Genomic DNA, 13,188 nt, shown 5'->3' on the forward strand with positions numbered 1-13,188 from the left:
ATTAATTAATCTCTAAACAAACATAAAACACCTAGAAAAATCTCAATCAAGATTGTAATATTTAATATATTATCCTCCTATTTTTCTAGGTGGGACACATTAATTTATCAAATCATTCATATATTAGTCCTCCATTGCAAGAATGAATAGAAACATATTAAATGATCTTAAAACAAGGATGAATTATGTTGTTTTTTGTTAAACTCATTAATAGCTAACTCCCCCACTTTCGCCTAAAGCGAAAAGCGGGCCGGAGGGTAAAATGGCGGGCAGGCGTTGGCCTTTGTGGGAAGTAGCATCATTTTACCTAGTCCCGATGGCTATCGGGATTGCCAGCCAATAGCTGGTCAGCCTCTGGCCGACATACTTTTTCATCAATGGAAAAAGTATGAAAGGGAAAGCTAGCATTTTACTCAGAAATTTAGGGTTTATTGTTTGGATTTGCTCTCTGAGACACCCGGATTTATTAAAATATAACCATCAGAACATTAAAACGCTCTTATCAAAATTTGCTTAGGAAAACAGAAAAAAGTTATTTAAAAATGATGAAAAGTAAATTTATGGACTCCATTAATTAATCTCTAAACAAACATAAAACACCTAGAAAAATCTCAATCAAGATTCTAATTTTCAATATATTACCCTATTCATATTTATAGATAACATAGTACTATATCGCACTTGGTAATTTTATAGTTTATATTAAGTAATTACTAAAATTTTAAACTAAACTATAATAACTATGGCAAATTGTTTTGCACTAATGGGTTGGAGTTTACCCGTGATCGAAAGTATGCAAAAACTCAATAAACCTTATGTTGTGGTATCATTTCCTGATTTCGAGGATTATGCCAAAGAGCATGATATCCCTTTTGTTGCTTATCAATTTGATGAATGGAGTGATACTTCCAACTCTTTGGATTTACATGAGAAATTAAAACCTTTTAATGTGGATGTGGCCGTGCCGCTTTTTGAAGAAACCGTGGAATGGGCGGGCGCCTTGAATTCTATTTACAGGGATGATCCTCGTGTGTTAAACCGAGCATTTTTATTTAGAAATAAGGCCATGATGAAGCGTAAAGCTTTAATTGGTGGTTTACGTGTAGGGTTATTTGAAGAGGTTTATAATAAAGAAGGGGTTAAAGCCTTTATGAAAAGATTGAATCAGGCTAATCTCCAAGTAGATGGAGAAGAAGATAGCTGGGTACATATTAAACCATTTGCATCTGCAGGTACTGTTGGGCACCGTTTATTACGCTCAATGGCTGATGTTGATGAGAAATGTCAAGAGGACGATTTTCCTTGCTTGGCAGAAAGCCATCTACCAGGGACAGAATTTTCTTGCGAGGCTTTTGTGCATAAAGGCAAGATCAGATTCCTAAACATCACTGAATATGTGAAACTAGGATATTCCAATTTCATACCTGAGGGAAATCTATTGCATACCAAGCGTGATAAAATCATGAAGGAAATGCAGAAGTTGGTTGATTTATTCGGTATAGAATACGGAATGATTCACCCAGAGTGGTTCTTAACTGAAGATGATACCTTAAGTTTTGGAGAGGTAGCTTGCAGAATTCCAGGTGGTCATATTTTGGAATTAGCTGGAAAAGCTTATGATTTTGATGCTTTAGGAGCATTTGTATTATGCCATGATCCTAATTTGTCAGAAGAAGAGTTGAATGAGATATTACCAGCACCAGATGCAAGGCCTAAGAACTTCTATGGAAATGTGATGATATATCCTCACAAAAATTCTATTTCCAAATTAGAAATTCCTGAGGAGTTGAAAGAGGAACCTTATTTCTTAGACCATAACTTGGTTCCACCGATGAGCACGCAGAAAATCAGTGATCGTGATGGTTTCGGGAACCATTTTGGTACTGTAAACTTTAAGGGAGAAGACCCTGATAGAATGACAGAACTGTTATTGCATTATGAGAATGTAGATTTCTATCATTAATTAATAGATGCTTGTCGCAAGCGTCTCGCTTGTGCCTATAGAATTAAAAATTAGCGCAAGCGTCAACTTGTGCTAATTTTCTTTACTTTCATATTCTAAGCATTATTTGATGCGAAATTGAATATTATTAACGCTTGTCATTTTTTAACTTTGGCAATGAATCTTATAAATTTTTAGAATCCCATGGGGAATCAAACATTAATTGACAATAGTAATCAAAAATTACAAGAACTGTTAGAAGAGTTCTCCTCTGCGACTTCCTTAACAAGACCAGAGAAAGCGAACCGTCTAATGGGACAAATCGATATTCTAAGTGATTCTGTGGAAGGATTAGCTTTAGTATACGATTTGATTGAAGAAATATCCGAAGGTGGAATTTTTAATGAATCACCTTGGGCTGACCCATCCAAATTGGTTGCGGGATTGGTGAATGGAACTTTAAAAAGTGGTCATCCCAATTCCACAATTGAACTTTTAAGTGAACTCAGATTACTCGCAATAGCAAAAGGCGATTACAAAACGGATATTATTTCTGCAGAAGATGCTGAAAGTTTCATACAGGAAGTGATAGTGGCAAATTTAGAGTTTGTTTTCAATGATCCTGTAGAAGAAACTCGCCTTACTATGAGCGAGCATGAGTTGCATAAAGTTCACAACCTCTTCAATTTTCTTTCTCAACACATCCACTTAGATGATGTGAAGGAAACATTGGCAGAAGAACTTACGCTGATCTGTGAACAAAGACCAGTGGTTACCGAGAAGCAAAGAAAAATTATTGCTTTAGTCAAGGAGAAGATTGAATTAGACCCAAATAAAGAAGGGGATCAAAAATTATTGAGCTTCCAACGATGTATTTATAGACCAACTGATAATACTGCCGATAAAAATGTCACGGAATATCAGGCGGTATTAGAAGGTCTAAATAATACAGAACTATACGTTGAGGCAGAGGGAATGGGTAAGTCAATGCTGAAATATGGATTGGTTAGTCAGTACCATGCTGTCCTTTTAAAGTTCTTGATTGAAAATGAGTATTTTCAAACAGTTCCGGTTGCATTGGGATTAACACCAGTAGGCGAAACCAGATGGAATGAGCTTACAGAATATCTATCTGATTTAATATTAAAAACTATCCATATTTATAATGCCCAATGTATTTACGGCTTGGCTAAAATGCTGGAAAATGGTACTATAGCTCGTGAGGCAGTAAGATCGGGCTTATCCAATTTAAGTGGAATTAAAATTCATCCTAAAGTGGAAGAAAGGATTTTGAAATCCACTAGAAACCCACATCAGGCGGTTAGTGCCAGACAATATTTGATTGGGGCTCTTTTCAGAATATTAGGACAGCCACTTGGGGTAGGTCAGGGAAATAATCCAACATGCCAAAGTGCTAGAGGGATAAGTATGTGGAGTCAGCATGCTCCTGCAAAGCTGATCAACATGGTGCAAACTGCTGCAGTTACGAATGATATTACCTTCCGTTTTGAAGGTCAGGAAATCAAAGCTTCTGTTACTGGACAAGGCTTAGTGCAAAATCTGGATTATAATCTGGATGCTGTTTCTGTAACACTCGTGCCAATGTTGGACAGAATTTATAATGAAATGATGCTACGTGGCTCAGGTAGGGCAGAAGACCCCCATAAATGGGTGAATCCCGCACTTTATGGGCAATGGATCCAGATTGGATTTGCTTCCGCTTATGATTATTTCTCAAACGCAATAGTTGATTTTGATGGCTTTGTGAGAGTATTTTATGCTATGTGCCATCCAGATTATAATGGTGGACACCGTTTGATCTATCCAAATCCTGTTGGGATTTTTATAACAAGTTCTAAAGGAGAAATGTTAGGTTTCCATGCAGTCTCATTATTGAGAGTAGAAAAGGATCCATCTGGCGATTACAGAGCCTATTTTCTTAATCCCAATAATGAAGGGCGACAGGATTGGGGACAGAATATAAAACCTTCCGTATTTGGAAATGGAGAATATCATGGAGAATCATCTCTTCCATTGTATCAATTTGCTGCAAGAACTTATGCATTCCATTTTAATGATTTGGAAGCAGAAAATATGGTAGATAATATACCTGCCTCAGAAGTAGAAAAAGTTAAAACATTAGCAAAAGATAGCTGGGGGAAATCATATACTTGGCTGGAAACAAAGAAAAAATGGTAAAACACTCTTCGAGAATAGAGCTGAAACAATCAGCCTTAAAAGCAAATATTAATTTTATAAAAAAGAAAATAGGGAAGAAAGCTATATTTTCTTCTGTAGTCAAAGCCAATGCTTATGGTCATGGTATTGAGTCTTTTGTGCCTATGGCAGAAAAAGCAGGTGTGCACCATTTTTCGGTAGCCTCATCATTTGAGGCTGAAGAAGTACTCAATGCTTGCCATGAGAAAAGTCAAATTATGATCATGGGGATAATTTATGAAGAGGATATCCCATGGGCAATTGAGAACAACATTGAGTTTTTCGTATATAATTATGATCGTTTACCAATCACACTGGAAGCTGCTAAAAAGATAGGAAAGCCCGCCAAAGTCCACATAGAAGTGGAAACTGGAGCGAACAGAACAGGTATGCCTGCTGAAGAATTTCCTAAGGCTATTAACTTTTTAAAGAAAAATAAAGAACATATTGTCTTTCAAGGATTATGCACTCATTTCGGAGGAGCAGAAAGCTTAAGTAATCAATTTAAAATTGATAAGCAAAAAGCCAAATATAAAGAGTTTCTAAAAATATGCAGGGATAAAAAATTTGAACCTAATATAAGGCATATTGCTTGTTCGGCAGCAGCTTTGGCTATGCCCGATACGGTCTATGATTTGGTGAGGGTAGGTGTAGCGCAATATGGGTTTTGGCCTAGTCCTGATATCTATTATCATCATTTACAAGAGACGGATAAAAAGTCAGACGGTGCGCTAAAGCGGATTTTTAGCTGGAAAACGGATATAATGGATATTCGAGATGTACCAGAGGGCGATTTCATAGGTTATGGTACTGCATTTCAAGCCAGTCATAAAATGAAAATAGCAGTAATGCCTTTGGGTTATTCTAATGGTTATCCTAGGGCGCTATCTAATAGGGGATATGTATTAATTGCAGGGAAAAAGGCACCTATTGTAGGTTTAATCAACATGAACTTATTTATGGTGGACATATCCCATATTCCTGAAGCCAAAGTTGGGGATGAGGTGGTTTTGATAGGGCGACAAAAGAATAATGTTATTAATGTGAGCAGTTTTACTAATACTACTCAGCTTCTGAATAATGAAATGCTGAGTAGATTGCCATCGGCAATACCGAGAACAATTGTGAAATAATACTAAGCAGTTTCGAAATGGATTTTACAAAACAAGAACAGACCGTTATTCAAGAACTTGAAAAAAGGGCAGGGGATGTTTTGTATTTTAAGGATATTGCTCCGTATTTCATTTCAAAAAGTTGTTTACAAATTTCAACTAATACTCAGACTGCTTATATTCAAGTTGGGGATAATATGCAAAATGCATTGTCTGAGTATTTTCAATTAGTGGTTTTTATAAAAAAATTGGAACAGAATGGAGCTTGTTTTTCAATTCCATATACTCCACTAGAAGATAATTTGGTTCAATTTGGCAATGGTAATTTTGAAGAATATCAACAACACACTATTGCGGATGGAGATTTATTAATACAATTGTTTCAGTATTCAGCTAAGAAGTATGTGATCGCACCAAATGCTTCTGAAAAATTTCAGATTCCTGCTAATCCATCTGCAGTTGCAAAGCAGAATAAGGTTAACTTCATTATTCCTAGCTTTATATTATTTTTGTTATTTGTATTCATAGGTGTTATCGGCTATCAATCATATGAGGATCATAATAACTTGAAACTAAAACAAAAAGCAATTGGCGCTAATCTAGAGAAACAAACACAAAACATTGAATTACTGAATACTCAAATCCAAAATCAAGAAAAACAGCAGGACAAAGTTCGAGCGGAACTAATAAAGGATATTGAATTGATTAATAGCTCATTAGAAGAGCAAAAGAAAAGCTTGCGAAGCCTAAGATATTGGAACCGTAAACAATTTGATCAATTAGAGAAATTAATACTAATTACTAGTCAGGATTCTCTATATTAGAGATTTACCCTTTATTTGATTGCATTAAAATCATATTTTCTTATCTTTCATGGCAATTAATCATAACCAGTTAACTAACTATGAAAATTTTAGAAAAATTTAAATCCCAAAGTCTTGTTGCATTAGCAGCAATTTTCTTTTTATCCGCTACATTAATTTCATGTGGTGATGGTAAAAAAGAAGCTTCTTCAGAAGATGAAACAACAGAGGAAGTTATTATGGAAGATGAGAGCATGGAGGAAGAAATGCCAATGGAAGAGGAAATGGACAGCACAATGCATGAAGAAGGTGAACATGAAGAACATCCTTCTGAAGAAGGTGGAGAGCATCCTTCTGAAGGAGAAAGCGAACATCCTGCCAACTAAATCAAAAGAAATTGTCTAACTAAAAAAAACCTGAATTTTGAAATTCAGGTTTTTTTTTGCCTTAGAGACATTAAACTAAATCTCTTTGCTAGTAATTCTTTGAAAGCTAAACTTAGCATTACTCACTTTACTATCACCATCCACTTCAAAAATAGGGTAGGCCATAAATTTAACTGGGCTTGATTGTGGGGAAGGTTCAAACTTTAAATCTCTTCCTTTTGTGAATTCAATTCTGTTTGCAGGGTGTCTTCCAAAATAATAAGTAGCTAAGGCAGTATATTTATTCCCTTCGCTAATGTCAACAGGCCACCATTTGTTATCTGCATAAAATTCAGCCCAACAGTGGTATCCATTGATTCCTCCTTCATCTCTGCTGGACGGAATTGCTGCGCCAATAGCAAAACGAGCTGGGATATTAGCTGTCCTTGCTAAAGAAATAAATAGGGAGTGAAACTCAGTGCAATTTCCAGTTTTAGAGTCACATGCATAAACTGCATCTCCAGTCCCATATTTTTCATTTTTAGCATAGCGCATATTATCAATTATGTAATCATAAATTGCTCTAGCTTGAATTAATTTACTATCATTTTCTTTGCCTTCAGTTGCTTCAGTTACTATTTCTTTAAATCTTTGATTACCCACAGGCATTAACACATTTCCACTTAAGTATTTAGCAAGATTTGGATTTTCTTCCTCATAAGCACCTTTTTCTTTTCTTTTTACATGATAGGTGATTTTTACTGGCTTATTGCTGTGCTCTTCTTTAAGCTCTAAGTATAAGATTTTATTACCATATTCTTTCTCTTCTAGCATTTCATCTTCACCGTGAATTTTCATACTTTTAATTTCGATATCTTGAAATTTATCAGATTGAGCGATGGGAATCCATACCTTTCCGTGTTTTTGAATTTTAGGTAAAGTGGTTTCATAATAAAATTCAAACTCATCTTCTCCTTCAATTACCCCAAGCAATTCATTAGAAGCTGATTCAATCGGCACTCTGTACCAGGTTTTATCTTCTTTCTGTTTCCAGCTGTAGAATGGTTTCCCATTTAATTTATGAACAGTGGTTTCGGTCACATCCATAGCGCCCGGTTTTCCTTCCATAAAGAAATCTACATCATAAACATCACCGTTTTCGTCTGCTAAATCAACACAAGCAAAATGACGATTCGGAACCTAAATTGGAAAGGTATTCGGTATGAACTCTTACAAGTTTTAATCTCAATTCTTTATTCTCATCTTTTACATGAAAATAACCATCTGCCTCTTTGGTTTTATTGTCGATATAATTTTTTATTCCAGTTTCAATATCCGCTATATCAACCTTAGGAATTGGTTTAGAATTTTTATTTTTATTTGATTCATTTTCTTGAGCATTTTTCTTTTCGTCAGGCTGACATGCAAATAGAAAAATAGAAAATAGTAATAGGAGGGAAATGTTTTTGATCATAAAGTTCATTTGTTTTCAATGATATCAATTGCTTTATTTAATTTCTTATCTAAAGACCAAAGCGCATAATCATGTTTTAAGGCTGCTGCCAAAATGTAAGTGTCAATCAAACCAACACTAGCATTATAAAGTTTAAATTCATGAGAAAGTTTACCCGCCTCAATGTATAATTCTTCTTCATTAACTTTTGGTAAACTCTCCCAGAAACCTGTTATGATTTCAAATTCTCTTTTATTTTTTACGCCTTGCAGCAATTCGCCAAAAACTGGACTAATGGCTACTATATGTTTCTCTTTTAAATATTTGGGCAAAACATTTTTGTAATGTTCGTTACCCTTTAAATACTCAAGCCAAACAGATGTGTCTACTATAATCATCTAGACCTGTTTATTTTGCGAATTCCTTCAGCAGTAAAGTTATCATTCCAAACTAAAGGCTTTTCATTTACCTGGTCAATAAGGTCATCCACCTTTTTTTCATTCAAATATTCATTCAGAGCAATAATTAAGCTTTCGGTTATATTTTTACCACCACTTTTAGCCTTTACTTTTTCTATTAATTCATCTGGAATTAAGGCTGTAACTTTCATAGAGCTTTAAATTTTGATTTCTATTACAAATACACGATACAATATCGTATATTTAAAATTCAATTTAAAATCTAATTATTTTTTGCCTTTTAGCTTTTCTAGTTCTTTCTGAATTTTCTCTTTTTCTTCTTGAGCCTTTTTAAGTTCAGTAATATCTTTAGAAACGGTAGAAACCCCAATTACCTCATCTTTATCATTAAGAATAGGTTCACATCTTGTTTCAATAGTGAGGTTTCCGCTTTGAAGTTCTCTTTCTTCAACGATTTTCAATTTTTCACCAGCTAAAGCTTTATCATACCTTGTTTTCCATTTTTCCAATTGGTCTTTTGGTAAGATACTTAAGATACTCAATCCTGGTTTAAGATCAATACCCGATTCTTTAAAGCGATTTTTTAACACATCATTTACTACCAATATTTCATAATTGGTATTAATGGCAAAGTAAGTGTCTTCAGTATTATTAATCATACCATCCATTACATAACCTCTTTGCTCTAATTTTTTGGCGTTTTCTTCTCTTTGTATTTCTAATTGTTTTTCTTTCGTGATATCACGTGAGAATACCGAAGCACCTGTTATAGTACCGTCTTTTTTCTTTATTGGATGAATATCATAATGACGATAAGTATCCTCACCTTTAACGCTGCTTTTTATTGTAAAAGAAAGAATTTCTCCCCTAAACACTCTATCATAATAGCCTCTCCATTCATCTCGAACGTCACCTAACATCTCAAGTGCATTACTACCTTCCTTCATTTTTTCATACTGAGTTCCTTTATATCTCTTTTTGATGACATCATTCATCAAAATTATTTTATAATCAGTATCAATTAGTATAATGGAATCGGTAGTGTTATTGATTAATGCATTAAGATTGGCTTCTTTTTCGGCCATTTCGGTTTGCGCTCTTCCCATTTCTTCTTGGGTAGCTTCCATTTCCTCCATATTTTGGCGCATTTCTTCTTCCTGTGAGCGCATTTGCTCCGTCATCTCTTGAGATTCAGCCAATAGTTTTTTAGTACGTTCATTGGTCTTTGCATTAGCAATGGTGGAAGCAATGTTTTCACCAAGTTTTTCAACAAAGTCAATTTTGTATTCAGCTATGTTTTGGATAGAGGCTATTTCTACTACCCCTTTTATTTCTTCATTTATTTTAAGCGGAACAATCAATACACATCTTGGAAGCGTTTCACCCAAGCCAGATTTGATTTCAACATAGTCTTCAGGAACCTCTGTCAAGTAAATTTTATCCCCTTCCTGAACAGATTGACCTACTAATCCTTCACCTATCGCAATTTCCTTCTTTATCCTTTTTCTGCGTTCATATGCATAGGCAGATTCTAAAATTATTTTTGGTTCTTCATCTTTGTCATCGGGTTCATTAAGTACGAATAAAGCACCTTGATTGGCATCCATGAATTTTACCAAATTAGAAATGATTTGGTAGGATAATTCCTCAATATTATCATTATTATTTCTAAGGATATCTGCAAATTTTGCTAAGCCCTCATTTACCCAACTGCGCTCCTTATCTGCCTTGGCAGATTCTTGCATTTTTTCTCGCATTTGTAGAAGGGAAGTAGCTAATGAATTATCGTGATTTTCATCTAATCCTTTATAATCAGCGTCTAATTTGCCTTCACCAATTTTAGTGGTGAAATCTGTAGCATTTTCCAGAATTTCAGCCATAGAATTAATGTTCTGAGCAATATATCCCAATTCATTTTTACTCTTATAATCAATTTTTTCGGTCAAATTTCCTTTTGCTAACTCTCTAGCTGAAAGTGAGATTTTATAGATAGGATTAAGAATTAGGTATTTAACTATCCAGTAGATAAATGAGCTTAATAATAAAATATAAATGTAAAGAAGAATAGTATACAAAGTCTCAGCTTCCTCTTCCTCTTGATTTAATTCTTCTACTAATTTTTTTACATTATTATGCTCTTTAATAAAAGCATTATACTTTTTAGTTAAATTTTCTTTAGCATCTTCAACTGAAGTTTCTCCATCCTGAATATTGTAAAGCTCTTCTTTTAAGGGGGTCCAATAGACCACCAAATCCTCTACTTCAGCTTTTAATTTTCTATTTAGTTTTACCTCAATTTTTTCCTCTCCTAACTTTCCTCCTTTAGAATAAGCAAATAGAATCCTTTCTACTTCCCTTATATTTGAACCAATATTTTCTTTATTATCAGCTATATAATCTGGAGCAAGTGGTAAACTTATTTTGTCTAGGTTACTTAGCGTCTTAGTTCTCAGTAAACTTTGTTCATTTATTCCAGATTGCATAATTACCAGATAAATAGCAATTGCAAGCAGAAATATTCCAACTCCCATAGAGTAGGCTAAGTTTCTTATTTTCCAGTCGTATAGGTTTCTTCTCCAGTTTGCCATAATAATTTTAAATAGCGTTTAAAAAATGCTTATTCTATTTAACTTCTTGCACATTGAAATCAATGGCTTGGTCTAATGAATTAAAACGAATATATAAAGCTTTTACATAACCCTCTGTGTATTGGTCACAATTTTCATTAGGGTTCAGGTAATAGATAAAAAATTTCTGACTTCTCTCATATAATTGATGCTTATCTGCAGTTCCTAAAATATTTATCACCTCGTTTTGAGATAAACCTCTCAATTTATCCTTTTGCGATAGGAGATTTTCTACAACATCAATTCTGTACTCTTGACAAGCATCTTTATCTTCTTTCCATTTTTTTAAATCGATGTTTTCCAATTCAGGTACTTCAGTGCATGCAATGCTAATTAGAAAAATGGCAAAAGGAATTATCCGAGTTATTTTCATGAAATTGATTTTGTAGAAGGTTGATTTAATGTTGAATAAGATTTTTTGATAAAAATTAAAGAAGCAAATGAAATTAAGCCATATGCTAAAACTGCAGAAATAATAATAGACCCAGCATTCGGTATTAGTACAAAAACTATCACTAAGGGAGTTATTATTACTCTAAATACCTCTAAACCAAAGGAATATTTCTTTTCTTCTAAAATTACACCTGAACCTGTCACGCCTAAAATGATTAATGATACGGATAAAACTTGTTCCCATATATTAAACTTGTCAGCACTAAAGAGAAAAAAGCTGTACCCGCTAGAATTATAATATATTGAATTAGAACATATAAGCTGAATGCACCTGATGTTTGCTTATCATACTTTCTATCCTTTTCAGGATCTACTTCGGGAATTGGGAGCTGCCCGCCCATTTCCTTAGGTTGCCAGCCAGGAGGATAGAAAATGTACTTGAGTTTATTTTTAAAGCCTTTCATTTGCTTTATGCCTTTTCCCATTTCAACATAGTGTTGCAGGTTCACCCAAACAGGATTCCAGCTGGCAGTTTGTTTGGTGATTCCATAAGTAGGTCTTTCCTCTTCCTCTTGAAAAGTACCAAACATTTTGTCCCATATAATGAAAACCCCAGCATGATTTTTATCAATGTATTTTGGATTTCGACCGTGATGGACTCTGTGGTGAGAAGGAGTATTGAAAATCCATTCAATAGGTCCTAATTTACCAATGGTTTCTGTATGAATCCAGAATTGATATACTGTTACTAATCCAGACATCAATACAAAACTTAAAGTATCAAATCCAATAATTGCTAAAGGGAAATAAAAGAAAAATGTCCAAATGATTTGAAATGAACCTTGCCTTAAAGCCACTGAGAAATTATAATCCTCACTTTGGTGATGCACTACATGGCCGCCCCAGAACAAATTGATTTCGTGACTTTTTCTATGTGCCCAATAATAGAAGAAATCTGCTAAGATGAAAAGTAAGATTAGATTGTACCAAGTAGGGGCTATGGAAAATAATGCATAATTTTCAAATACCCATTGGTAGGCTGCCACGCTTAAAATTTTGAAAAATATGCCCGTTACCTGCTGTGTGATACCGCAACTGATATTAGTAATGGCATCATTCAATCTGTAAATTCTATATCTTTTTACAGCTTGAATAAGCAATTCAATTCCTATGAGAGCAAAATAGATAGGAATTGACAATATTATAGGGTTAAAATCCATTTCTTATTATTTAAGCTTTTAACAATACGAATCTTGTGTTCGTTTCGAAATATAACATTTTGAATAAAAACTTCCTCTAAAAAATGCTGAAATACTCATGAATAAAATTAATTTTGTGAGCAAATAGTAATTATGGACAGAATTTCAAGAGCTTTTTTGATCGGTACAAGCATCGCTTATTTAGCCGTTTTATTTTATACTTATGCATATTTTGCAGAGTTATCAGTTGTGAAAATCAAGTTGTTAGATAACCAAATTCAATTTAGCAATAATACATTATTTTACACAGGCTTAATCATTCCAATCATAATTGTACTTATCTGTGTTGCGCTTGCAGTGGTCATTAAAAGTCAGCCAATTGGCCCCAACTTCTATTTCAAAAACGAGAAAGCTAGAAATACACTTGCTAATTGGGCAAGAAGTTTAGCAGGGACATTCAATTTATTCTTTGCAAGCTTGTTAACAGTTTTCATATTTGTGAACAATGAAGAAGGACTTACACAAAGTGGCTACCTTCCATTAATTATCGTAAGTCTCTTGATTATCTTTTTCTGGGTATTATGGTTACCTTTTATTCTGAGGAGAAATAAATAATTTTTTAAAATATTTTTCTTTAATAATAAAGCTGGATATTACT

Annotated in this window: 13 protein-coding genes; 6 read left to right on the forward strand and 7 right to left on the reverse strand. The window is 34.0% G+C overall.

Translation table 11 applies throughout. The features are described 5' to 3' along the window. The first annotated feature begins 742 nt into the window (after positions 1 to 742). The 5 genes from ABWH96_RS10740 (at position 743) to ABWH96_RS10760 (ending at position 6,460) form a co-directional block, all read left to right on the forward strand. On the forward strand, positions 743 to 1,963 hold the full coding sequence (locus ABWH96_RS10740) for an acetyl-CoA carboxylase biotin carboxylase subunit family protein (RefSeq protein WP_375581449.1): 1,221 nt from the start codon (positions 743 to 745) through the stop codon (positions 1,961 to 1,963). 183 nt (positions 1,964 to 2,146) lie between these two features. Beyond that, positions 2,147 to 4,141, forward strand: coding sequence for a hypothetical protein (locus tag ABWH96_RS10745; protein ID WP_375581450.1), 1,995 nt, complete (start codon positions 2,147 to 2,149; stop codon positions 4,139 to 4,141). Next, the gene (gene alr, locus ABWH96_RS10750; protein WP_375581451.1) at positions 4,135 to 5,292 is read left to right on the forward strand and encodes an alanine racemase; all 1,158 of its coding nucleotides are present in this window, start codon (positions 4,135 to 4,137) and stop codon (positions 5,290 to 5,292) included. The genes ABWH96_RS10745 and alr overlap by 7 nt, the downstream gene beginning before the upstream one ends. Positions 5,293 to 5,309: 17 nt before the next feature. Then, positions 5,310 to 6,095 carry a hypothetical protein gene (locus ABWH96_RS10755; protein WP_375581452.1) on the forward strand — a complete coding sequence of 262 codons (786 nt, stop codon included), beginning with the start codon at positions 5,310 to 5,312 and terminating at the stop codon, positions 6,093 to 6,095. Positions 6,096 to 6,175: 80 nt separating this feature from the next. Next, entirely contained in the window at positions 6,176 to 6,460 is a 285-nt protein-coding gene (locus tag ABWH96_RS10760) for a hypothetical protein (RefSeq protein ID WP_375581453.1), read from the forward strand. 75 nt (positions 6,461 to 6,535) lie between these two features. On the opposite strand, the gene ABWH96_RS10765 is transcribed toward ABWH96_RS10760, so the two are convergent. The 7 genes from ABWH96_RS10765 to ABWH96_RS10795 all read right to left on the reverse strand — a co-directional run bounded on the left by ABWH96_RS10765 (position 6,536) and on the right by ABWH96_RS10795 (position 12,551). Then, a complete protein-coding gene (locus tag ABWH96_RS10765; RefSeq protein WP_375581454.1) occupies positions 6,536 to 7,567 on the reverse strand; it encodes a transglutaminase-like domain-containing protein in 1,032 nt (343 codons plus the stop codon). Positions 7,568 to 7,610: 43 nt separating this feature from the next. Then, positions 7,611 to 7,913, reverse strand: coding sequence for a hypothetical protein (locus ABWH96_RS10770; protein WP_375581455.1), 303 nt, complete (start codon positions 7,911 to 7,913; stop codon positions 7,611 to 7,613). A gap of 5 nt (positions 7,914 to 7,918) precedes the next feature. Then, a complete protein-coding gene (locus tag ABWH96_RS10775; RefSeq protein WP_375581456.1) occupies positions 7,919 to 8,290 on the reverse strand; it encodes a PIN domain-containing protein in 372 nt (123 codons plus the stop codon). Continuing rightward, positions 8,287 to 8,502: a DUF2191 domain-containing protein gene (locus ABWH96_RS10780; protein ID WP_375581457.1), complete on the reverse strand. Its 216-nt coding sequence runs from the start codon at positions 8,500 to 8,502 to the stop codon at positions 8,287 to 8,289. The genes ABWH96_RS10775 and ABWH96_RS10780 overlap by 4 nt, the downstream gene beginning before the upstream one ends. A 75-nt stretch (positions 8,503 to 8,577) precedes the next feature. Beyond that, positions 8,578 to 10,899, reverse strand: coding sequence for a PAS domain S-box protein (locus ABWH96_RS10785; protein ID WP_375581458.1), 2,322 nt, complete (start codon positions 10,897 to 10,899; stop codon positions 8,578 to 8,580). Positions 10,900 to 10,933: 34 nt separating this feature from the next. Continuing rightward, positions 10,934 to 11,311 carry a hypothetical protein gene (locus ABWH96_RS10790; RefSeq protein WP_375581459.1) on the reverse strand — a complete coding sequence of 126 codons (378 nt, stop codon included), beginning with the start codon at positions 11,309 to 11,311 and terminating at the stop codon, positions 10,934 to 10,936. 235 nt (positions 11,312 to 11,546) lie between these two features. Then, positions 11,547 to 12,551, reverse strand: coding sequence for a sterol desaturase family protein (locus tag ABWH96_RS10795; RefSeq protein WP_375581460.1), 1,005 nt, complete (start codon positions 12,549 to 12,551; stop codon positions 11,547 to 11,549). A 132-nt stretch (positions 12,552 to 12,683) separates the two neighbouring features. Between ABWH96_RS10795 and ABWH96_RS10800 the strand changes: the two genes are divergently transcribed. Then, positions 12,684 to 13,145: a hypothetical protein gene (locus ABWH96_RS10800; RefSeq protein WP_375581461.1), complete on the forward strand. Its 462-nt coding sequence runs from the start codon at positions 12,684 to 12,686 to the stop codon at positions 13,143 to 13,145. The last annotated feature ends 43 nt before the right edge of the window (positions 13,146 to 13,188 follow it).

Source organism: Marivirga tractuosa (genome assembly GCF_042140215.1).
GTDB classification, from domain to species: Bacteria; Bacteroidota; Bacteroidia; order Cytophagales; family Cyclobacteriaceae; genus Marivirga; species Marivirga tractuosa_A.